This is a genomic window from Micropepsis pineolensis, assembly GCF_055392125.1.
In genome coordinates this window covers 1,605,348-1,627,346 of the sequence record NZ_AP042408.1, presented here as the reverse complement: position 1 = coordinate 1,627,346, position 21,999 = coordinate 1,605,348, and the positions used below count along the sequence as shown (strand labels likewise).

Annotated in this window: 16 protein-coding genes, 1 tRNA gene and 1 pseudogene; 4 read left to right on the top strand and 14 right to left on the bottom strand. The window is 56.3% G+C overall.

The window, feature by feature from the left end:
• The first annotated feature begins 7 nt into the window (after window positions 1-7).
• Complete coding sequence (locus tag ACZ5RI_RS07220; RefSeq protein WP_464515433.1) at window positions 8-937, top strand: DMT family transporter; 930 nt, start codon at window positions 8-10, stop codon at window positions 935-937.
• Window positions 938-1,018: 81 nt separating this feature from the next.
• On the opposite strand, the gene ACZ5RI_RS07215 is transcribed toward ACZ5RI_RS07220, so the two are convergent.
• Window positions 1,019-2,872: an ArnT family glycosyltransferase gene (locus tag ACZ5RI_RS07215; protein ID WP_464515432.1), complete on the bottom strand. Its 1,854-nt coding sequence runs from the start codon at window positions 2,870-2,872 to the stop codon at window positions 1,019-1,021.
• Window positions 2,873-3,144: 272 nt separating this feature from the next.
• On the opposite strand from ACZ5RI_RS07215, the gene ACZ5RI_RS07210 reads away from it, so the two are divergent.
• Window positions 3,145-3,909 (top strand): glycosyltransferase family 2 protein, encoded by a 765-nt coding sequence (locus ACZ5RI_RS07210; RefSeq protein WP_464515431.1) that lies wholly within the window; start codon window positions 3,145-3,147, stop codon window positions 3,907-3,909.
• Window positions 3,910-3,973: 64 nt separating this feature from the next.
• Window positions 3,974-4,064: transfer RNA gene (locus tag ACZ5RI_RS07205), tRNA-Ser, on the top strand.
• A 1,006-nt stretch (window positions 4,065-5,070) separates the two neighbouring features.
• Here the strand turns inward: ACZ5RI_RS07205 and ACZ5RI_RS07200 are convergent.
• The 7 genes and pseudogenes from ACZ5RI_RS07200 to ACZ5RI_RS07170 all read right to left on the bottom strand — a co-directional run bounded on the left by ACZ5RI_RS07200 (window position 5,071) and on the right by ACZ5RI_RS07170 (window position 12,319).
• Window positions 5,071-6,231 (bottom strand): ABC transporter permease, encoded by a 1,161-nt coding sequence (locus tag ACZ5RI_RS07200; protein WP_464515430.1) that lies wholly within the window; start codon window positions 6,229-6,231, stop codon window positions 5,071-5,073.
• Between the two features lies 1 nt (window position 6,232).
• Window positions 6,233-7,387: an ABC transporter permease gene (locus ACZ5RI_RS07195; protein ID WP_464515429.1), complete on the bottom strand. Its 1,155-nt coding sequence runs from the start codon at window positions 7,385-7,387 to the stop codon at window positions 6,233-6,235.
• Between the two features lies 1 nt (window position 7,388).
• Window positions 7,389-8,110 (bottom strand): annotated as a pseudogene (locus tag ACZ5RI_RS07190) (ABC transporter ATP-binding protein).
• Complete coding sequence (locus tag ACZ5RI_RS07185) at window positions 8,103-9,335, bottom strand: efflux RND transporter periplasmic adaptor subunit (protein WP_464515428.1); 1,233 nt, start codon at window positions 9,333-9,335, stop codon at window positions 8,103-8,105. The pseudogene ACZ5RI_RS07190 and the gene ACZ5RI_RS07185 overlap by 8 nt, the downstream one beginning before the upstream one ends.
• A 133-nt stretch (window positions 9,336-9,468) precedes the next feature.
• Window positions 9,469-10,206 (bottom strand): LytR/AlgR family response regulator transcription factor, encoded by a 738-nt coding sequence (locus ACZ5RI_RS07180; protein WP_464515427.1) that lies wholly within the window; start codon window positions 10,204-10,206, stop codon window positions 9,469-9,471.
• Window positions 10,193-10,903, bottom strand: coding sequence for a sensor histidine kinase (locus tag ACZ5RI_RS07175; protein ID WP_464515426.1), 711 nt, complete (start codon window positions 10,901-10,903; stop codon window positions 10,193-10,195). Before ACZ5RI_RS07175 ends, ACZ5RI_RS07180 begins: the two co-directional genes overlap by 14 nt.
• A gap of 117 nt (window positions 10,904-11,020) precedes the next feature.
• Window positions 11,021-12,319: a tyrosine-type recombinase/integrase gene (locus tag ACZ5RI_RS07170; protein WP_464515425.1), complete on the bottom strand. Its 1,299-nt coding sequence runs from the start codon at window positions 12,317-12,319 to the stop codon at window positions 11,021-11,023.
• Window positions 12,320-12,727: 408 nt separating this feature from the next.
• On the opposite strand from ACZ5RI_RS07170, the gene ACZ5RI_RS07165 reads away from it, so the two are divergent.
• Window positions 12,728-15,607 (top strand): M16 family metallopeptidase, encoded by a 2,880-nt coding sequence (locus ACZ5RI_RS07165; RefSeq protein WP_464515424.1) that lies wholly within the window; start codon window positions 12,728-12,730, stop codon window positions 15,605-15,607.
• A 49-nt stretch (window positions 15,608-15,656) separates the two neighbouring features.
• Here the strand turns inward: ACZ5RI_RS07165 and ACZ5RI_RS07160 are convergent, their stop codons facing one another.
• The 6 genes from ACZ5RI_RS07160 to hutW all read right to left on the bottom strand — a co-directional run bounded on the left by ACZ5RI_RS07160 (window position 15,657) and on the right by hutW (window position 21,991).
• Entirely contained in the window at window positions 15,657-16,325 is a 669-nt protein-coding gene (locus ACZ5RI_RS07160) for an energy transducer TonB (protein WP_464515423.1), read from the bottom strand.
• Window positions 16,322-16,744 carry a TonB system transport protein ExbD gene (gene exbD, locus ACZ5RI_RS07155; RefSeq protein ID WP_464515422.1) on the bottom strand — a complete coding sequence of 141 codons (423 nt, stop codon included), beginning with the start codon at window positions 16,742-16,744 and terminating at the stop codon, window positions 16,322-16,324. Before exbD ends, ACZ5RI_RS07160 begins: the two co-directional genes overlap by 4 nt.
• Before the next feature lie 5 nt (window positions 16,745-16,749).
• On the bottom strand, window positions 16,750-17,496 hold the full coding sequence (exbB, locus tag ACZ5RI_RS07150; RefSeq protein WP_464515421.1) for a tonB-system energizer ExbB: 747 nt from the start codon (window positions 17,494-17,496) through the stop codon (window positions 16,750-16,752).
• Window positions 17,497-17,620: 124 nt separating this feature from the next.
• On the bottom strand, window positions 17,621-20,092 hold the full coding sequence (locus ACZ5RI_RS07145; RefSeq protein ID WP_464515420.1) for a TonB-dependent receptor: 2,472 nt from the start codon (window positions 20,090-20,092) through the stop codon (window positions 17,621-17,623).
• A gap of 29 nt (window positions 20,093-20,121) precedes the next feature.
• Window positions 20,122-20,628 carry a heme utilization cystosolic carrier protein HutX gene (hutX, locus tag ACZ5RI_RS07140; RefSeq protein ID WP_464515419.1) on the bottom strand — a complete coding sequence of 169 codons (507 nt, stop codon included), beginning with the start codon at window positions 20,626-20,628 and terminating at the stop codon, window positions 20,122-20,124.
• Window positions 20,618-21,991, bottom strand: coding sequence for a heme anaerobic degradation radical SAM methyltransferase ChuW/HutW (hutW, locus tag ACZ5RI_RS07135; protein ID WP_464515418.1), 1,374 nt, complete (start codon window positions 21,989-21,991; stop codon window positions 20,618-20,620). The genes hutX and hutW overlap by 11 nt, the downstream gene beginning before the upstream one ends.
• Between the last annotated feature and the right edge of the window lie 8 nt (window positions 21,992-21,999).

The window sequence follows — 21,999 nt, the reverse complement described above, 5'->3', positions numbered from 1 at the left end:
TCTAAGCATGCAAAAATATGTCTCCCGCGGTATTGCGCTGAAAATCGCGCAAACGCTGTTCTTTACACTGATGTACACGTCCGTGAAGATGGCCGGTACTGTACCGGTCAGTCAGGTGATGTTCTTCCGCAGCTTCTTTGCACTGATCCCGGTGATTATCTTTACCTATTTCACCAGTGGTCTGGGTGCCATGGTGCACACCAAGCGGCCGATCTATCACATCATCCGCTCGCTAATCGGCACCGGAACCATGTCGGCTAACTTCGTTGCCGTGCAGTTTCTGCCCCTGGCCACCGCCACCGCCTTTGGCTTTCTGTCCCCGGTATTCGTGGTTCTTCTGGCAATTCCTATGCTGGGGGAAAAGGTCGGACCATGGCGCTGGGGCGCGGTGATTGTCGGCTTCCTTGGCGTTCTGCTGATGGTGCAGCCCCATGGCGGTCTGGGGGCCATTCTGAACTGGCACTATCTTACATCGACCCATGCCGGAATCGGCATTGCCTGCGCGCTGTTTTACGCATTTGGTATGGCGATCGTTGCCATTCTGATCCGCCAGATGAGCAGCACGGAACGCAGCGAAGCCATTGTGTTTTATTTCATGCTGTGGGCCGCGGTCGCCGGTGGTATCGCCATGATCTGGTACCATGCCCCCTTAAGTAACGCGCAGATTTTCTGGCTGATTGTCAGCGGCCTGTTTGGGGGCTGTGGCCAGATTTTCCTGACTTATTGCTACCGTTACGCCGAGCCATCGGCGCTGGCCCCGCTGGAATACTCATCCATGCTGTGGGCGATTGCGCTGGGGTTGCTTCTGTTTGGCGAAGTCCCTGAAAAGATGGTGCTGGCCGGTGCGGCGGTGGTGATCTTCGCTGGTATGGTCATCGTCTGGCGCGAACGCAAACACAAGATTGCGCGGCCATCGCTGGCGGAGGCCGGTGAATAACCCCGGCACACAAACAATAAAAAAGCGGCCCGATGGGCCGCTTTTTTCATCCGTGAAAACCATATTATTCACTGGCCAACCTTACTCACTGGGCGGTATCGGAGCCAGATCGCGCACTGGCGTGATGCGATAGATAATGATGTGGGCCAGACGGCCCCGCGAATAGTTGAGACCATCGACCTCGCCCACCACCACGGCATCGGCCTGCAGATCGGCCAGCTTGGCCAGGAACGAAGCCTGATGGGCCTTTTCGACCAGCGCCAACCCACCTTCAGCCGCCCCGGCCTCGGCCGCCCCGGTGCCGTCGGTCAAACGCGTATCACTGCCGAGCAGGAAGAACAGGCTGGGCTCGATATACCCGGCCATCTTGGGGGGCGGATCACCCGCCACCGACAGCGCATGGGTCGCCGCTGCCGCCCGCGGGCTGATCCAGATCTTGTCCAGCCCCGGCCCGATCCCTGCGGTGATAAGCGGATACATCGCCACCAGTGATAACAGCACCGCCGCCAGCGCGGTCAGCATCAGGCGGCGGAAATAGGCCACCAGTGCCAACAACGACAACGGCGCAAACACCGCCACCACAGCGATTTGCCAACCGATCAGACCATGACCATAAATCTTCGGCAGCAGCAGAGCGGCCACTGCCAGCACGATGGCACCCAGCGCATAGACCACACCGCCGACGACGAAACCGATACGGTCAAACAGCGTTTCGCGCTCACGTCCCTCGCCCCGGCTCTGGCTGGTCAGCCACATCGCTGCCAGAATGGCCAGCGCCGGATACAGCGGCAACACGTAATGCGGCAGCTTGGTCGGCACCGCCTCGAACATCAACCATGCAGGCAATATCCAGGCGATCAGAAAGCGCACCACCGGTTCCTGACGCCGACGCACCGCCATCACCACGCCCTGTACCAGCCCCAGCGTGGCAGGCCAGAAGGTCAGCCACAAGAGCAGGAAATAATAGCCCGGCGAACCGCCATGGCTTTCCTGACCACCCGCCAGTTTAGCGGCGAAATCATGGCCCAGCGCCTGATCGTAGAACGCGCCATTGCTGCGCGCGGCAATCGCGATAGCCCACGGCGCCACAATGGCCAGCAACAGGATAATGCCGCGATGCGGATGGGTCTTCATCCCCCAACCACCATTGAACCGACGCCAGCCGCCATCCCACAGCGACAGGAAGACATAGGTCAGACCGACAATCGGCAACGCCATCGGCCCCTTGACCAAAGTGGCCAGCCCAAGCGCCAGCCAGCCGATAAGACAGAACCAGACCGAGGGCAGCGTCTGGCCTTCGCGCACGGCTTTATAAACCCGCAGGAAAACGCCCTGTCCGGCCAGAATACAGGCCAGCAATACAGCATCGGTGGTGGCAATGCTCGATTCTGCCAACAACAGCGTCGACAGCGCCATCAGCAGACTGGCGATAAAGGCCCCTTGCGGTGCCAAAAGCGCCAAGGCGGTCCAATAGGTTAGCCAGACGGCGACAATGCCGCCGATCAGCGACGCCAGCCGATAGGTCCAGATCCGGTTATGATTGACCACACCCGAGACTTTATCGACCACCGCCGTCAGCCCGGCCTGGGCCCAATAAATCCCCACCGGTTTTTTGTAGCGCGGCACGGTGCCAAAGCGGATATCAACGATATCACCACTTTCGACCATCTGTTTAGAGGCCTCGGCAAACCGGCTTTCATCACGATCAAGCGGCGGCAGCGAGAAAACGCCCGGCGCCCACAACAGCAGACACAGCAGCGTAAGCACCAGACGGGGGTGGTGCATCAACCGGGTCAGAAAGGCAAAGGGACGGGCAGCAGGCTTATACGCCCTCGCGGGGGTGACATTTTCCGAACTGGCATGCTCAGGACTGTCATTGACTGGCCCAACATCCGTCAAAGCATCATCCGCCGCGCTTGGAATTGTTTCCGCCATGAAGCACCCTCGCCCATACCGGGCCGTTAAACACTATACACTGTACGGCAGATTCACCGGCTGCCATACTACGATCTTGCCCCAAGTATCAGAGGCGAAATCCGAGGCGTAAGATGATCCAGCCCAAAGATTCCCCCCCGGATTACAGGACCTGAGTTCTGCATCCCGGCGAATCTTTTGCAAGCGGGCGCCAGACACTTTATCAAAGGCGCCAAATCACTGGTCCCAAATCATAGGCCCCAAGGCCAACACTACAACGAACGGATCCTCCGATGACGATAGCGATTTCAGTAGTCGTGCCGGTAAAAGACGAAGCTGGCAATGTCGCCACTCTGGCGCGTGAGATCGCCGCCGCCCTGACCGGGCAGGCCCCTACGGAAACTCAGGCCAGCGAAATCCTGTTCGTCGATGATGGCTCGACCGACGGCACGGTCGAAGCGCTGCATGCGTTGCAGGCCGAAATTTCGACACTGCGGGTCATCCGCCACAGCCGCAACGCTGGCCAAAGCCGCGCGATCCGTACCGGGATTCTGGCAGCCCATGGCGCGGTGATCGTCACCTTAGACGGTGATGGTCAGAACGACCCGGCCGACATCCCCAACCTGCTGGCACTGCTGAACAGCGACGAGCGAATCGGCATGGTGTCGGGCGTGCGGGCCAAGCGGCAGGACAACTGGAGCCGCAAAATGGCCTCGCGCTTGGGCAACGGCATTCGCCAATGGCTACTGCAGGACGGTGCCGCCGATACCGGCTGTGGCTTAAAAGCCTTTAAACGCGAGCTTTTTCTCGCCATGCCCTATTTCGATCACATCCATCGCTTCCTCATCACGCTGGCGCTGCGCGAAGGCGCCGTCGTGCGCTTTGTGCCGGTCAATCATCGCGCCCGCCTCACCGGTCGATCAAAATATACCAATTTCGGCCGCCTGCTGGTCAGCGTGCAGGATTTGCTTGGGGTAATGTGGCTCAAGCGGCGCTATAGCGGACCGATCGGTGCCGCGGAAAACGACGAGAAAGACTACCGCGGAACGGGAATTTGATCCTTTTTCGGGATACGTCTTGCTTTGCGCGCCAAATGCTTTAAATCCCTCCCCCACAAAATGCGGACAGGTGGCCGAGTGGTTGAAGGCGCACGCCTGGAAAGTGTGTGAACGTTAATAGCGTTCCGCGGGTTCGAATCCCGCCCTGTCCGCCATTTAACCTCATAACACATTGATATATAAGCGTTTTTCCAAAACGGAAAAACCTCACCCCACATTAAATCCCACATAAATTTTTGATCCGCTAGGTTAAAAACGGCTCAATCGTAGCGCAGACGGATACGTGCTGGCCCCAAGATTCTCAATCTTTACGGGTAAATGAATCGCATGCAAGTGCGCAAACAACCCGGTAATCAGAAAAGGACTGACTTTGGACCCATCCGTACGTCTGGCTATGGCCGACCACTTCGCCGCAACGAAGCATGCAGCCATCGCTTCGCGGGCGGCCAAGTTGTCAAGATCGCCGACAAGACCGCAAACGCCCGCTCACGAGTGCATAGCGCCGCCTTCACAACACTTGCATGACGGCAGATAACGCCCCTATGCCACCAGTGCGCACACACCGCGCCATTATGCGGGATGCAGATGTCCGCGAAACCTTGGAGAGGGTGGTGAAAAATTGCTGGACCTCGGCGTCAAGGCCGCAGAACCTCATACGCTGACATAATCCCCACGGGCGTGGGGAACTCTGGCTTTCCGGGCCGGACGCCATCAATCAGAGCGGCTCATCCCCACGGGCGTGGGGAACTCTTTTCAGAATCCTTATGTATGGGGCGTGTAACTGGCGTAACTGCGTAACTTTTCGATTTTTATCAACAAATACAGCATATTAACAGCTACAAAACACGATACGGTTACAAGGCGGGTTTGTATCTTTTACTTACTTTTAGTTTTAATTCGTTACGTCACACAACTATTGCACGAAATTACAGCACGCCGTCCCACCCGGCCCCGCGGCCCGAGCAGTGCGCGCGTTGGCGGTTACGACCCGACTGCAGACCGATCGTGAAGAACGCGGTACGGCTCGCCGACACGGCACACATCGCAAACACGCTCGGCGCCACATTGCCAGCACGTATCCCAGAACCAAAAACAACAGCCCCTCCCAACGCAAGCGCCGCAAAGCATTCAGTCTGCAACACGCAGAGTGGATTTATTCTATTACCCCTCATGCAGTGCGGCGGCGATGGGCAGACGTGCGGCACGGATGGCAGGAAACAGACCACCAACAAAGCCCATCGCCAGTGTCAGGCCCAGCGCCGTCAGAGCCGCCGAAACCGTCAGTTCCAGATGGAACGACACCGTGCGGTTATCCATCAGAGTGCTGGTTTCCGCCCCACTGAAAATCAACCCAACCATGCAGACGGCCAAAATGCCGCCCGCCAGTGCCAGCACAAGTGCTTCGCTTAATATGGCCGTCAGAATGGGCAGGCGGGCGAAACCCAGCGCCCGTAAGATAGCCAGTTCACTTTTACGCGCTTCAACTGCAGCATTCATCACGTTGAGGGCTGCGAAGATGGCACCGATGGCCATCAAGACCGTGATCACTCCATCCGCCAAGGTCAGAACCGCGCGGAATGGTTTGCCCATTTCCGTTTCCTGATCGCTCAGGCGCTGGATACTGGGAGAAATAACGCTTTGTTTTTCAAGGGCCTGACGGAAGCGATCATAATCCGATGGGCGCTGAAGCTGGACATAGATATTCGAATAATTATTCCCTGCATTCACAGTCTGTTGAACTTGCGTCAAATCGGCAAGAAAAATCGAATCCTGCACATCACTACCCGTGCTGTAACTGCCGACGATATGCCATTTGCGCTGCATCCAGTTGATATCGCGCCCGATGGCATATTGCGGATAAATTTTCTTTGCACCTTCACCAATAATCATTTCGTTAAAGCCTGGACGGAACATCCGCCCGCCGGTCATATAAAAATTCGGCAGGTTGCCAACCTGACTGGCTTTAATTCCGGAAACTGCCGTCAGACCGATCATGCCCGGTTTCCAGTCCCGAAGCATAATCTGATGGTATAAAACCGGCGTCACCACAGCCTTGCCGCCGACACGGGCAATCCCCGGCATCTGACTGATACGATCCGCAGCATCAGGCCCAAGCCCTTTCATAGAAGAAATCGTAGCAATGGCTTGAGAGGACCGACGCACGCCGCTTTTTTGCATGCCATCGCGGATGGCCAGAACAATGGCAAAAACAAATATGACAGCAAGAAAGCTGATTGAAATGATCAGTGACTTTCGTATTCGCATCTGCAAACTGCGGAAATTCCACCGGCACACCGAAGCAATCTGGAATAGTGTTGACATTTTATGCCCTCCGCAAAGTGTCGGCGATTTCAAGCGCCATGACGCGCCGGGCTGGCAGCCAACTGATAGCGACAGCGAAAATGGCCGCCAGCACAATCGATAACGCAACGGATTGAAACCGAACCATGAAAAAGGGCAACGTTTCTCGTATGGATGGCGCGACCGTATCGCAGATCAGCTTGCCCAGAATAATTCCTAATACGGCTCCGATGCCAATCACTAGCGCCGCCTCGCCCAAAACACAGCGAACAAGTTGCTGGCGGGTAAAGCCAAGTGCGCGCAGCATGGCGAATTCGTTCATCCGTCCACGAATAGATTCTGCAGTCGTACTGCCACTGACCAATAGCATGGCAAAAAAGACCACCACAGCAATCGAAAGCAGGATGCCACCAATATCACCAAATGACTTCAACATGCTTTCAATCAGCATGTTATCCGGCAAGGTCATCGTCATTGGAACAGAATGGGCATATCTGGCATCAATATCATACGTGATGCGATCCAGGTCCCGCACATCCCGGATCATTATGATCATCGCCTGAATGCGATCTTTCATAAATGCCGCACCCTTGTTTTCGTTATAATAATCGTAGCGGGTGATCAGGTTTGAAGCGAAAACCTCAGATGAGGCAGCCGTGTAAATACCACAGATGCGATAGGTCCAGTTCGTACCGTCCTGACGATTCGGTGCACCATTAATCAGGGGTAGGACTTGACCAACTTTCCAGTTATATTTTTTTGCCAGATGGCTTCCGGCGAAGGCGCAGCGTCGGTCCGCTCGCATTGCAGCATAGGCCGATGCAGGCGTAACCGAAAACTCCGGATAGACCTTCATAAAATCCGGAAAGGATCCAGCCTGGACAAAAACGCCATGCTGCATATCTCGATAATAGGCGTAAAAAGCATCGTAATAGGAAACCGTTTCTATCCCCGGCATGGCGGAGATTTCCTGAGCATAGCGTACCGGCATAATGCCATTCATACCGACAATATTGACGCGTTTAGCCATACCATAATTCACCAGCCCTCCCAACCCGTAGTCGAGTGCGTTCAGCACGATGAAGATGGCGAACGCCACCATGACCGACATCACCATAAACAACGTGCGCAATTTATGGCGGCGGATGCCCGCGGTTATCAGTTTGAACCTGTTCACCTTACGCCTCCGGTTCCTGCGATAATGTGTGGCCGGTAAGAAAAAGCGTGTGGTTGGCGCGTGCGGCGGCATGGGGATCATGGGTCACCATGATGATGGTTTTTCCATGCTCGCTGTTCAGCAGATGCAGTAGCGCCAAGATCTCATCGCCGTTTTTCGGTCGAGATCCCCCGTCGGCTCATCGCACAGCAGAATATCCGGATCAGAAACAATCGCCCGAGCAATCGCCACCCGCTGCTGCTGCCCACCTGACAATTCTGCCGGTTTAAATTTGGCCCGATCCGCCATACCAGTTAGCATCAGGGCGGCTTCCGCCCGTTTGCGCCGCTCGTCTGCCGACAATCTGGTCAGCAGTAAGGGCAGTTCAACATTCTCTACCGCGCTTAAGGCCGCCATCAGATGATAAAGCTGGAAGACGAAGCCAACAGTGTGCGCCCGCCATGCTGCCAATTTGGCATCACTTAAGCGGTTCAGCGCCACACCATCGACGATGACATCCCCCGCATTAGGTTTATCGATGCCGCCGATCAGATTGAGCAAGGTGCTCTTGCCCTTACCCGAAGGGGCCATCAAAGCAAGAAAATCGCCGCGCGGCACTTCGAGATCGAGATCTTCCAGCACCTCGACCTTTTCGCTACCGCGCCGGTAAAACTTGCTGACGGCACGTAAGCGGATCTGCGGCGTATCGGTTATGGTTTCGCTCTGACGTAGCGGTTCAAGCATGGTCCAGTACCTTCCTGCCGTCTGCTAACGGCTGCTGATCAGATGTTACGACGCGTTCGCCGGGTTGCAAACCGGACAGAACGCGCACCCGGCCTTTGCGGTCCGAGCGGATTTGCACAGGAATTCTGTGAACGACATCGCCATCAATGCGGAAAACATATGTTTTGCCATGATCGCGAATAACTGCCGCCACTGGCACGAACAGTCGCTGGATCGGCGAGGCACTGCCCGGAACCGCTTCAAACCAGACCTGCCCGTTCATCTGCGGCAGAATGCGGGCATCGAGCGCATCGAAGGCAACGCGGACCTTTACCGTCGCCTTTTGCTGATTGGCTGTGGGTACAATGGTGATGACATGCCCGCCATAGCGCTGATCGGGATAGGCGTCGAGTACGATGGATGCGCTCTGGCCGCTGTGCAGGCGAGCGATAAAGGCCTCGCCGACATCGACATCCACCTCAAGCGAGGACATATCGACGATGGTACAGATGCCGGTCTGGGTGAAGCCGCCCACCGCCTGTGGCGAGATCATTTCACCGGGATGGGCATAGCGCTCGGTCACCACACCGGCAAAGGGGGCACGGATGATGGCAAAATCCTGCTGGGTACGGGCGTAGCGCAAATTCTGGCGGCTTTGATCGGCAAGCCCGCTATAAGTTTCGGCCAGTGCGTGATTATAACGGTAATTGGCATCGGCCTCCTCGACACTGGCGGCACTGGTGGCCTGTGCCGCGGCCAGAGCCTTCTGGCGCTTTAGATCGTTATGATAGCGATCCGCCAGTGCGGCATAGGCTGCCGCCTCGGCCATATTAGCTTTCAATGTCGCTGCCGCCGCCGCAGTGCTGGCGCGGGCGGTGCGGTCATCCAGCCGGGCCACAATCTGCCCCCTGGTAACACGCTCGCCTTCATGGACATAGACCTCCGTCACCATGCCGGTGACCTGCGCCGCGATGGTGGCCTGCATTTGTGCGATCACGGTACCGGACGCATTCAGCACACTGCCCGTATCACCGCCCTCGGCCATCACCTCCACCGCCGTTACCGGCAGTGGGCCAGGATAAAGGATCAGCCAACCGGCGACCGCGATTCCGATAAGGGCAATCGCGGCCACACCGGCCAGGATACTGCGCAGAGAAAACCGCAAGCGCCGCCCCCCGGCAGAAGGAGGGAAGCCTTCCTGCCGGGACTGACGTTTCAGAATATCCAAGGCGCTACGCGGATCCATGTCACTCCTGTTCGCCGGAAAATGCGCCGACGCAGGAGAGAAAATTGGCCCATCGGTCCGTAGGCGCGATGGCGAAGGGTTTCTCCGTGGCGCTGGTGGGACGAGCCGTGGCGAATTAGGGACGGAAGAAGACTCAGATTTCGCCCAACGCTGCCCGGGCCTTGTCGCGGAAGCTCCGGCTTAGGGTGAGCTTGGTGCCGTCTTTCAGGGTCAAGGCCCTGTCACCATTGAATAAAGGCTCGACCGATGCAATGGCGGTAATGCGCACCATGGCTGAACGGTGAATGCGCACAAAACTGGCCGGATCTAGTTCCTGCTCGATCTGATTCATGGTCTGGCGCACCAGATAGCTGCCAGCCCCGCAATGCAGGGAGAGGTAATTGCCTGCCGCCTCGATCCAGTCCACCGCAATTGTTTCCACATAGTCAATCCGTCCGACCGATTTGACCGCGATCCGCTCCAGCCACTTTGATGCCACGCTTGTTGATCCGTTGGCGGGTAGCGCCGGGCCCCGCACCTTGCGCACCTTGGCCAGCGCTTGTTCCAGCCGGGTGCGGTCAAAGGGCTTGAGCAGATAATCGACCGCCTCAGCCGCAAAAGCCTGTACGGCGAATTCCTCAAAAGCGGTGACGAAGATGATCGCCGGACGCGGATTAGGCAGCCGCGCCACCAGATCCAGCCCGCTCATTCCCGGCATCTGAACATCGAGGAAAAGCAGATCTGGCTTCTCGGCCGCCACCACCGCCAAGGCAGCAGCGGCATCGCCACACTCGCCTACGATCTCGACCGCCCCATCCTCGGCCAGAATCCGCCGCAGCCGAGCCCGGGAGATCGGCATATCGTCAACGATCAGAACCTTAAGCTTCGTCATACGCAAACCCTTCATGGTACGGCAGAAGCAGCCGCACCACTAAACCGCCCTCGGGGTGATGGCACAATTGCAGCGACGCCGCAGCACCGTAAAGATGCTTCAAACGTGCCCTGATATTACCTAATCCGATGCCCTCGGTGATACCACCTGCGGGAAGCCCGGGGCCACGATCCGATACCGTCAGCACCAGCACCGCCCTGTCCCGCTGCACCGCAATCGCAATATCGGCGGTGCCACTAGCCGATAGGCCATAGGTCAACGCGTTCTCGACCAGCGGCTGCAGGATCATACCAGGCAGCCGGGCAGGCAGAACCCGTTCGGAAATATCCATCTGCGTCAGCAACCTTTCGCCCAGCAGCACGGCCTGAATGCTAAGATAACTTTTTAGGAATGCCACCTCGTCCCGCACGGCGATTTCCTGACGGTGGCTGGTATCGAGCGCCTTGCGCAGCAGCAGGCTCAGTTCGGTCACCACCCGGTCGGCGGTTTTCGGATCGCTGTAGCCCAGTTCGGCAATAGCATTGAGGGTATTATAGAGAAAGTGCGGATTTATCTGGGTGCGCAAAGCGCGCGCCTCGGCCTCAGCCAAGCGGCGGCGCAAACGGGTCTGCGCGCGAGACAGCAGAACTGTCTGGCCAATGCCCCATACGGCCAACACCCAACCCAGCACAAACAGACCGCCATACACGCACCACACGTTTGCCCCCGCACAATTGCAATAGTAAGCCGCGCATAACCCGATTATAGCGAAACTATTATGGAGTGCATCCAGTAGATTTCATCAGAATAGGTCCCCCTGGTTTCCGCAAGAATCCTATGCGCTGCGCGCACCAATCGGAACCACTTCGCCTGCCAAGACCTGTGTGGTTTCGCAATAACGCGCCCAATCGGCCATTAAACGCGCCCGCTTGGCCAAGAAATCGCCACGCTGATAGGCCGCCTCGACACCTGCCGCCAGCTTATGCGCCAGAGCCTGTTCACAGATCTCGCGCGGATAAGACGTTGTCTCCCCCGCCCAATCGCGGAAAGTCGAGCGGAAGCCATGCACCTTGATCTTGTCCGGCCACATGCCACGCACCAGCATAGTCAACGCCATATCAGACAAAGTTTTGCCTCGCGGAGCCTGAAACACATATGGGCAACCTTCGACCTTCGGCAGGCTTTGCAGTAAAGCAATGGCCGGATCTGACAGTGGCACGCGATGCTCAACACCGGCTTTCATGCGTTCTGCCGGAATGATCCATATGCGCGCCTGCAGGTCGATTTCGTCCCACCGCGCTCGAATGGTTTCGCCGCTGCGTGTTGCCGTCAGAATAAGGAACTCTAGCGCCCGCGCCGATATTCCCTTGCGCTGACGCAACGCAGACATAAAGGCAGCGATTTGCGAATATTTCAGGGCTTCATGATGCTGAACCCTCTGCACCTTACTCTTGGCAGGCAGCAGATGTTTCAGATGGCCTTTCCACGCCGCCGGGTTATCACCGCTGCGGTATCCGTTGGTTTTAGCCCAATCTAGAATAATCTCCATACGCCCGCGCACCCGGTTCGCGGTTTCAGACTTTACCAGCCAGAAGGACTTCCGTTCACCTTTTGCATCTACCGGCTGGCTCAGCACCCGCTGTACCAATTCCGTGTCGATATCGGCAACGGCCAGCTTACCGAGGATCGGCGAAGCATAGGTGGTAAGCGTATTCGTCCATTGCTGGGCATGCTTAGGGTTCTTCCACCCGTCTTTATTGGCCTCGATGTATGCCTTGGCGCAGGCATCAAAGGTCATGGTTCGCGCCGCATCCAATCGCGCTTGGGCACGCATCTGCCGCCGCTCTTCCACCGGATCGATTCCATCGCGCAGCTTAAGCCGCAATGCCCTAGCCCGGTCCCGTGCCTCGGCTAGCGATACTTCTGGGAAGCCACCCAGCCCAATATCACGCCGACGCGGCTTTCGGTTCCCGGAGGCATCGATCAGCGTACCGACCGAAGCCCGCAGCACCCAGGCACGGGAACCGCCAACAATGTATAAATGGAGACCATCGACGCCACCAACCGCGTAGCGGCCCTCCAAGCGCAACTTCCCTACCGCCAGCGCGGTCATTTCCTTAGCCTTCTTTGGCATAGCCGCCCCCAATTATCCCACATTAAATCCCACATAAAATAGGCGATTTTCGGGGAAAACGCAAAACGTTAATGGACAACGGAATCAAAAAAATCCTTTATTTCATTATGTTATTGGGAAGGTGCCACACTTCGACGGACGAAACTTCGACGGACGCCCTGTCCGCCATTTAACCGCTCAACGCATTGATATGTAACGGTTCCCCCCCAACAGTCCCAGACTATATTGGTTCGGCTTTACGTAGTGAAATCGCAGCGCACTGCTCCACCATAAGGTGCACGCAGAAAGGAAGCTCCAGAAGAACACAACCACTGGTAACGTACCGGACAACAATACTACCCCGCATATGTGGCAGGCGCTGTCAGCGGAGATCTATACCCTTTGGCGCAACTTGGGGGAGAATTCCGTATGTCGCATACGCATCGGATTGGTTTCGTGTTGTTCGGGTCGTGTTTAACGCTTGGCCTTTTTCTGACCGCACCGGCGCTGGGTGGCACCGTCAAAGCCCCAGCCACCATCGACTGGCCACAGGCGCACAGCGATATTGCCCCCGATCCCGATGCCCGCTTTGGGCGGCTGCCTAATGGCATGGGCTATGTCATTTATAAGAACAGTACCCCGCAAAAGAATGTATCGGTGCGTTTACGCATTGCCGCCGGGTCCATGATGGAATCTGAAAGCGAGCGCGGCGTCGCCCACTTCGTCGAACATATGGCCTTCAACGGCTCGCGCCACATTCCAAAAGGGCAATTGCTGCCACTGTTGCAACGCCACGGCATGAAGCTCGGCCCGGATGCCGGGGCCATTACCTTCCCGGACAAAACGGAATATCTGCTCGACCTGCCAGACAATGCCCCGGCTTCGCTGGATGCCGCGCTTTTTGTGATGCGCGAATTCGCAGGAAATCTGTTATTTCAGCCCGATGCCGTTAATCACGAACGTGACATCATTTTGGGTGAAGAACGGCTGCGGAATACCCCACCCATGCAAGCTATGTCTGGTTGGTACAAGGCAGCCTTCGCCGGGCAGAAATTTGCCACCGCCGGCAATGCAATCGGCTCGACGGATGTCATCAAGACCGTGCCGCCGCAAACGCTTGTCGCGTTCTATCACGCCTTCTATCGCCCGGCGCTGACCACACTGGTGATTGCGGGCGATATCGATCCGGCTCAGATCGAAGTCAGAATCAAGGCAACCTTTGCTGACTGGAAGGCCGTGGGGGCAGCCCGTCATGTCACCTTTGAACCTTATAAAACCAAAGGATTGCAGGCGTTCACCTACATCGCGCCATCCGTACCCGATATGATAAACGCCACCTGGTTTCAGCCCTATGACACCAGAGCCGGAACACGCGCAAAAGCCAACGAAGATATGGCAGACAGCATTCTGATCGGTATTCTGAACACCCGGCTGCAGCGCCGGGCACAACAGGATGATGCCGCCTATGTTGGGGCAGGAATAGCGCAACAGCCCATACCCCAGACGGCGCAACTCCTTCAATTTGGCATCATGCCCAAACCCGGCCAGTACAATAAATCCTTCGAACAAATCATGCAGTTTTACCGGCAATTCGTCAGCTTTGGTGTAACCGCGGAAGAGGTCACCCCCATACTTATCGGAATAGAAGCTGGCCTTAAAACAGCGGCCGACGGGGCCAAGACACGAAATTCTGCCGTAATCGCGGATGTGATTATCGCAAATCTTGACGCCAACACAGTCTTCACCTCGCCCGCGCAGGATGTCGGCGATTTTGCACGGCTTAAACCCAACCTGACGGCAGAAAATCTTAACCTGCGTATAAAGACATTGTTCGCCGGGGATGGCCCCTTGCTAGCACATATGGGTGAAAATTCCGGAGACCTTGATGCCGCCGTCATGAAAGCCGCCTATCTGACAGCGATGCAGGAAAAGGCCACGGCATATAAAGCCGAGGCGGCAGCCCGCTGGCCCTATACGGATTTTGGCAAAGCGCAAATACCAGTTGCGCAAAAGGAGTATAAGGATTTTGGCTTTATCCGTTACAGCTTTGCCAATGGCCTGATACTCAATATCAAACCGACCAAATTCAAAGACAATCAGGTTCTGGTTAGCGTCGGGTATAAAGGTGGTCTTGAAACCCTGTCGCCACAGAGCAACGCCCCAACGTTTCTGACCAATTCTTATACGATGACCGGTGGTTTTGTACGCGGGGGATTAAAGAAGATCACACTTGAACAGCTTGATCAGGCGTTGGCTGGAAAAAATGTCAATGTGATGTTTGGCATTAGTGAACGCGAAGCCACCTTCAACGGTGTCACCACCGAGGCAGACCTGCCCACACAACTTCAGTTATTGATGGCCTATGCCACCGATGCCGCCTATCGACCGGCCCCATTCGATCAGCTTCACAGTGCTTTGCCGATGCTTTATACTCAACAGGCCAGCAATCCACTGTTCCTGCTGCAATCACACCTGCCTAGCCTGACGCACGCCGCTGACAAACGCTTTGCCTTACCATCCCTTGCCGAAGCCGAGGCCACGACCATCGAGCAGGTGCAAAACCTGATCCAGACAATGCTGGCCCAAAGCCCTGTGGAAATTACCATTGTCGGTGACGTCAATCCGGATACCGCCGTAAAGAGCGTTGCGGCAACCTTTGCGACATTACCCACACTGCCGAAAACGATCCCGATAGCGGATGGTGGGGATTATGCGGCATTCCCGACGGATCACGTAACGCAGGTGCTGCATCACAATGGCCGGGCCGATCAAAGCCTCAGCCTCCTCGCCTGGCCGGTACCGGGAGAAACACAGGATACACAAGTCTCACGCGGGCTGGAAATTCTGACAGAAATTATTAACCTCAGAGCCTTCAACACTGTGCGCCAGAAACTGGGGCAGGCCTATGATGCCAACGCCAGGCGTGACCAGTCCTGGGCCTTCAAGAACTTCGGCTATATCGCGGTTTCCGGCTCAGTTGCCACCGGCAACGACGCGGCGTTCGTAATCGCGGTCAACGGCATTATCGACGATCTGAAAGCAAAAACGGTCAGTCAGGATGAGCTGGACCGAGCCCGCAAACCGCTTATTGAGCATTGGCAGAATGACCAGAGCGATAACCAGCACTGGGTCTACACCATTCCACATGTGAATGATCAATCGACCATCGCCAATGTGGTTTATAAAACCCGTGATGAACTGAATGCCGTTACCCCCGCCATGATCCGGGATCTGGTGCAGAAATATTTCGTGGCAGACCGCGCCCTGCATGTCAAAATTCTGCCGCAGGAAGGTACCGGAACGAAATAGCTCCGATGACAGATACGGCGCTGGTGGCGTTATTCAGCCAGCGCCGGCTTCAAAGATCGAGAGAAAAACGGATCGGCACGACCAGATCAAAGCGATCCCCGGCGAGCTGTGACGGCGGTCTGGGAAAGGGTTGCGCCCGGCGGGCCAGCACCAAGGCTTCGTGATCCAGCGCATCATAACCAGAACTTTTATCGATCCGTGCACTGTGTACCAGTCCTTCGCGGTCAATAACAAAACGCAAATAGACCACGCCCTGTTCATGCCCGGCGACGGCCTCCGCCGGGTAGCGTTTAAACTGTTCCAACCGCCTGAGCACAATGGCGGCCCAATCAGCCCGAAACGCGCCGACATCCGGCGCAGATGCCTGCGTTGGTAATGCCACCTTTGGCAGAGGGGCTGTGGTGGGGGCTGCGGATGCCACCATAGGAGCCACAGCAGACGAAGCTACAGCAGGACTGTGCATGACCGTTTTGGGTGCCGCAGCGCGCTGCGTCGGTTGGGGGGTGGGCTGTGGCTTTTCCTGTGGCACCATATCCACCAGAATGGCTGGCTCACTTGCTTTTACCGACACCGGGGATGTGCGCAGCGCCACGGCAGCAAACGCTGCGACATGCAGCGCGGCGGCAACGGCAAAAGCCCCCATCCAATGACGCCTCATTACCGAAGAGCGGCCTTGCCAGGACGGTTGCCAGACCACATCGGACAGAACAATACTCATTGCTCTTTGCCGCCCTCTGCCCCGACCAGGGCAATTTTTAAGAAACCAAAGCCACGCAGTCGATTCATCACCTGCATCAATGTATCATAATCCACCGTCTTGTCGGCACGCAGGAATATTCGCTCACCCCGGTTCCCCTGACTGAGCTGTAGCAACTGCGCTTGCAATGCATCGGTGGCAATCACCGTCTCCCCCAACGCGATGCGGTGATTGGCCAGAATTGTTAGATAAATCGGCTGTTGTGGGCGTGGTGATGACACTGCCGCAGCTTGCGGTAAATCCACCTTGACATCTACGGTTGCCAACGGCGCTGCCACCATAAAAATAATCAGCATCACCAACATCACATCGATAAACGGTGTGACATTAATCTCGCAAGCTTCTTTCAGCACATCGTCATGATGCCGCAAGCGAACCATCCGCCTTACTCCGCCACGGCGCGCAGGCTTGGCTCAGCCCGTCTGTCCAGCCCTGACAGATCACGCGACGCTAAACGCAGCACCACCGATGCGCAATCGGCCACCAACGCTTTGTACGAGGCAATACAGCGCACAAAAAGATTATAGATAATAACTGCAGGAATCGCTGCGACCAGACCGACGGCAGTGGCCAGCAGCGCTTCGGCAATACCCGGTGCCACCACTGACAGGTTCGACGTTTGCGCAACAGAAATGCCAACAAAGCTGTTCATACCCCCCCACACCGTGCCAAAAAGGCCGATAAAGGGGGCAGTAGCACCAATAGTGGCCAGAATACCAATACCTTTGAACATCTGGCGCCCCGCTGCGGCTTCGATCCGTTCCAGCCGAAGCGCAATGCGTTCTTTCACACCATCGCGATCTTCAGAAATCCCCGCGGACAGATGCATCTCCGTCACGGCGGCATCCAGCAGACGGGTGGCAAAAACTGCATCCCCAGAAACATTCGCCGCAGCCAGTTTTAGTGTCTGCGCGCCCTCCAGAACCGTGAAGGCACGACACTGGCAACGGATAGCCTGCGCCATCTCAAAACTTTTGGCGACCAGCACGGTCCATGTCGCAATTGATGCCAGCAGCAAAATGCAAATCACCCCCTTCACCACGCCATCGGCGGTTACAAACATCGAGATGGGGGAAAATCCCTGCGGTAATGCAGGCACAGCTGCCTGCGCAGGTGTAAGCGCCAAGGCCATTCCGCCCATCATACACGCCCACCACCGCCTACAGATTTTGCACAAAACGCTATTATGCATAAGGAAACTTTCCCGCCCCACCCTGCCATGAATACCGTGACAGGTGCGGGGCGAAACCTAAGGATCAGAAGTGATACACCAGCGAGATTTTCGCGTTACGACCGGGTTGTGAATAATAAGACTGTTTCAGGGTCGAGCTGTCCGGAATATCCAGCGCGTCATAATAGGTTGCGTTGAGGATATTATAGATGCCACCTTGCAAACGAAGCCCATCCACCCATGGTAACTGCCACCAGGCACTCATATCAACAATGCCATAGCTGCCGGTTTTGTTGAGGCTGGATGTTGGCGTTTCGACCTTGTTGCGGGCCGCCGCCGCAGTGGTCGACAGATCAACACCGAAATCTTCATCGGCGTAACCGACCCCCAGAATACCCTTCAGTGGCGGCACAGAATTTAAGTGCACATCCTCGACCGTGTCTTTGCCAACCGCATAGACTACCGAGAACCAGGCATGCCAGTTGGGCAGGAAACGCCAATGGGCTTCGAGATCACCACCATAAATATGGACATGGCTGCGATTGACATATTCAAAAACGCCCATCGGAAAACTGCCGCTGATACCCGCCGCTGCCGCCGTGGTGGTAATGTTATCGATGAAGTTACGGTAGTAATTGTCATACACCGTCACCTTACCGCCCAGCACGTCATCGCCCACTTTGCTGCCGATCAGAAAACCATTGCTGGTTTCTGGCTTTAGGTCAGGATTACCGATGCTGACATACGAACCATTGCCGCCATAGCTCAAATACAGCTCGGTAGCGGACGGGGCGCGAAACGCCTGAGACCATTGCGCAAACAGCGTTACCTGATCGGCAGCATCATATTCAAGCAGGATTTTTGGTGACAAATGCGAGCTGCTCGACGATGCCGGCATCCCGGTATAGGCATCATTGGCAACATAACTGGGGGTTGACTGGGGATCGCGCTGGTACCAGTCAAAGCGTACCCCCGGCGTCACATGCAAGCCATAGCCTGTAAAGCTGATCCGGTCCTGTACGAAAAGGCCAACCGTATCGCTATCGACATTCGGCATGTCAGATTGATTAACGTGATAATAATTGCAGGCATAGATCGCCGTGGTACAATTATCTTCACCTGCCGCATATTCCGACGTCAGCGCATGGCGGTAATCGACACCGAACCCGATGGCGTGATCGCCAAAATCCGATGCAAAGCTTTTGCTGCCCGCTGCGGAAATTCCAGAATCTTCTTCCCGCAGATCACTGTCACGAACATACAGCCCCTTGGGTGTCGTCAGACGATAGCCGGTGGTGTTGATCTGCAAATCAACGCGCTGCCAGTAAATTCCGACATGGGCACTGTCGAGGAACCCACCACCTTCCTGACCGTCATAATCATAAGTGCCGAGCACGCGGCGGCGTTTGTTCAGTGTCTGAGTAGTATAGCTGCTGTAGGTCGAACCAACACTGGTTAAAGTGTCTTCGTTATAATCGTTAGAATAGATCTCTCCCGTCAGCCCAAAGCGGTGCCCACCCGCCACCTGCTGATACACTTTGACCAGCAGATTCTCCTGCTCAACATCGGCCGGATTACGGTCAGTTCGCGTGGAACCGCTGCCGCCAACCTTGCCCATATTCTGCTGTTCTGCGCCATTTTTATAACTGGCCTGCACCAGCACGCTGGTGTCATCCACCTGAGCCGCCAGAGCCTGACCGGCATACCAGCTATGATCGGCGCTGTTATACATCAGCTTGGACAGACCACCGAAGGACGCCCCCTCGGCCAGCAAATCAGACGGGTCCAGTGTTTGCAGCGCCAGCACACCGCCCAGAGCACCTGTGCCGAATGCGCTTGAATCCGCACTTTTGACGACATCAAGTTTTGACAGCGCGTCAAAATCATAGGTCGACACACCGCCCTGCACACCACGGGCACCATCATAGAGCCATGGAATCGACACACCATCGACTGTAGTCAGAACCCGGTTTTCATCCAGCCCCTGAATGTTGATACTTTTGGTGTTGGAATTATAACTGACACCAGCATCGATACGCCGGGCATAATCGGCCAGACTGTCGATCTGTTTGTTTTCCAACTCCTGCCGCTTGGTTGTCTTGGTCAGTACCGTCGGCTTACCAATCTGCGAAACCGGTGCGGCGATCCGTGCTTTACCTTTGACATCCAACCCACCCAGTACCGTTGGTCCGCCCGAGCCCGCCTTTTTGCTAATAACAATGCGCCTGGCATTAACCTCGTACTGTAAGTCGGTTCCGGCCAGCATTTGGACCAGCGCCTGATTGGCTGACAACGAACCCAAAACCGCGCCAGCGGACAATCCGCGCACAGCATTTTCATCAACGGTCAGCTCCAACCCGGACTGATTGGCGAGCCCCTGCAACGACTGGCTCAGCGTACCGGCCGGGATATTAAAGCTATATACCGAAGCCCCAGCATCAGCCGCCAGCACAGACTGCATCGGCAAACTCACCGCGACCAAAGCTGTACCGGCCAGCAGCATCGGCAACAGAAAACCACCCCGATTTCGACGAACATTTTGTAAAAAAGAACGCATGACACCCCACATTGATAGTGATGATTGTGCTACGAAAGGCTGGCCAACAGCGCGTCGAAGCGCGTCACCTGATCTTCTTTCAGCGAACGGTCGGGATTACGCCCGACAAAGATTTTGAACATCGGCTCGCCGGACTGATTGACGAACCAAATTGCGCGCGTTTCCAGTTTCATGAATGGGCGACGAACAAAATAGATTGCCGCGCAATTTTCGGCACGCAGATGTCCGCCCAGTGCACCCCCCTCAAGATTATAATAACCGCGGGCAAAGCGCCCCGGCGGTACCGCACCTTTATATTCGGCAATAACGTCCTCGGTATGGACCAGGAACGTCACATCGCCCCATGCCGTAACATCCGTCATTACAGCTTCAAAATGGCTGCTATCGACACAGGTCTGCATACCCTGCGGCAGCGCATCGATTACCTGACGGGTTGGAACGGCAAACTGGCGGGCCACATCTTCCAGTACGCCATTTGGCTTGTCTTCCAGTGCTGCCTTCAGTGCGTCGGCTTTATTGGTTACGTCAGTGGACATGGTGTAATCCTTGCGAATGAGGCTGCTCATCTTTGTGCAGATACTGCATGGTCAGTTGCAGCAAACTGTCCGAGAGGTTTGACTGCCAGAACCAGCCCGGGGGCAGAAGCTGCACAGCATCGGTGCGTGGACGGATTAACCCGGCCCGCGCCCATTGTATCAGCAGCGGCGACAGCGCTGCGGTCAAACCGGGAGCGGTGTGTTGTTCCAGTTGCGCTAGATTGAGGTAGCCCAGTTCCATTCCTGCTGTGATGCGGTTGCGCAAAGCATTGACCGCCATCGGGCTAAACATCATGGCAATCGGCTTTTCGCCACCGGCAACCCTGGCCCGATAAGTGGCGGCATCACCATCCTGCATGAAGCGATGCCCGGCGAGCATGCCGCCCGCCCCAGCCCCAAAGGCCAGACAGTCGGTACCCGTTTTAGCATAATGGTTATAGAGATTGCGTTCCCGCGTCGTACTTGCCCAATGCGCCTGCGTCAGGTGGCGCCAGCCGGCATTCGCCAGCATCTCAAGCCCGGTGACATACATGTGCGCCATTTGCGCCATATCCGCCGCCGCAGGCAAGGCCCCTTTTTGAATCGATTGCGCCAGGGGCCCTTTTTCAAACAGGGTCAGGCCATACAGATCGACACCATCTAACCCAAGCGCGATGCAGGTTTCGATATCCTGCCGCCAGCTTTCCATTGTCTGACCGGGAAGACCATAGATCAGATCGCACACCACCGCGGCGCGGTCGGTTTGCTGTAAACACTGCATGAAGGCGATGATCTCGTCACACGCGGCTTTACGGCCGAAACGGCGACGCAATTGCGTATCAAAGCTCTGTACACCAATCGAAAAACGATTCGCACCCGCCGCCAGACAAGCCTCGATTTTATCAAGGCCAAAACCGACCACCCGCCCCTCGATGGTGATTTCACAATCCGGTGCCAGCGGCAGATGGGTTCGCACTGCCGTAACCAAGGCACCGAGATCTTCAGCACTGAGCGCGCTGGGCGTACCACCGCCGAAATAAACTGTATGGATAGGTGCCGGCCCCAGTCGCGCTGCATCACTTTCGATTTCCCGCAACAGATGCAGGACATAATCATGCATATCCGATTCATCGGCGCGGTTACGGTAAAAGCCGCAGAACAGACAATGATTGACGCAAAACGGTATATGCACATAGACGCTGCGTTTGCCACTGCCGCTGGCGGCGATCAGCTGGGCATAGGTGGCTTGTGGATCGGGTACCGGCACCGGACGCCCCATCATCCAGTGGGCACTGCCACGCTTACCAAAGGCGGCGTGCAGGGTGTCGTCTTCCCGGGCAAAATGCTGTTCCAGCGGTAAGGGCTGTGCGACATCATTCTGCATGGATCACA

Coding starts and splice junctions, on each gene's coding strand:
- ACZ5RI_RS07220 (WP_464515433.1), top strand. CDS start 8: ATGCAAAAATATGTCTCCCGCGGTATTGCGCTGAAAATCGCGCAAACG.
- ACZ5RI_RS07170 (WP_464515425.1), bottom strand. CDS start 12,319: ATGCCAAAGAAGGCTAAGGAAATGACCGCGCTGGCGGTAGGGAAGTTG.
- ACZ5RI_RS07210 (WP_464515431.1), top strand. CDS start 3,145: ATGACGATAGCGATTTCAGTAGTCGTGCCGGTAAAAGACGAAGCTGGC.
- ACZ5RI_RS07180 (WP_464515427.1), bottom strand. CDS start 10,206: ATGACGAAGCTTAAGGTTCTGATCGTTGACGATATGCCGATCTCCCGG.
- hutX (WP_464515419.1), bottom strand. CDS start 20,628: ATGTCCACTGACGTAACCAATAAAGCCGACGCACTGAAGGCAGCACTG.
- ACZ5RI_RS07145 (WP_464515420.1), bottom strand. CDS start 20,092: ATGCGTTCTTTTTTACAAAATGTTCGTCGAAATCGGGGTGGTTTTCTG.
- exbD (WP_464515422.1), bottom strand. CDS start 16,744: ATGGTTCGCTTGCGGCATCATGACGATGTGCTGAAAGAAGCTTGCGAG.
- ACZ5RI_RS07185 (WP_464515428.1), bottom strand. CDS start 9,335: ATGGATCCGCGTAGCGCCTTGGATATTCTGAAACGTCAGTCCCGGCAG.
- ACZ5RI_RS07160 (WP_464515423.1), bottom strand. CDS start 16,325: ATGAGTATTGTTCTGTCCGATGTGGTCTGGCAACCGTCCTGGCAAGGC.
- exbB (WP_464515421.1), bottom strand. CDS start 17,496: ATGGCCTTGGCGCTTACACCTGCGCAGGCAGCTGTGCCTGCATTACCG.
- ACZ5RI_RS07215 (WP_464515432.1), bottom strand. CDS start 2,872: ATGGCGGAAACAATTCCAAGCGCGGCGGATGATGCTTTGACGGATGTT.
- hutW (WP_464515418.1), bottom strand. CDS start 21,991: ATGCAGAATGATGTCGCACAGCCCTTACCGCTGGAACAGCATTTTGCC.
- ACZ5RI_RS07165 (WP_464515424.1), top strand. CDS start 12,728: ATGTCGCATACGCATCGGATTGGTTTCGTGTTGTTCGGGTCGTGTTTA.
- ACZ5RI_RS07200 (WP_464515430.1), bottom strand. CDS start 6,231: ATGTCAACACTATTCCAGATTGCTTCGGTGTGCCGGTGGAATTTCCGC.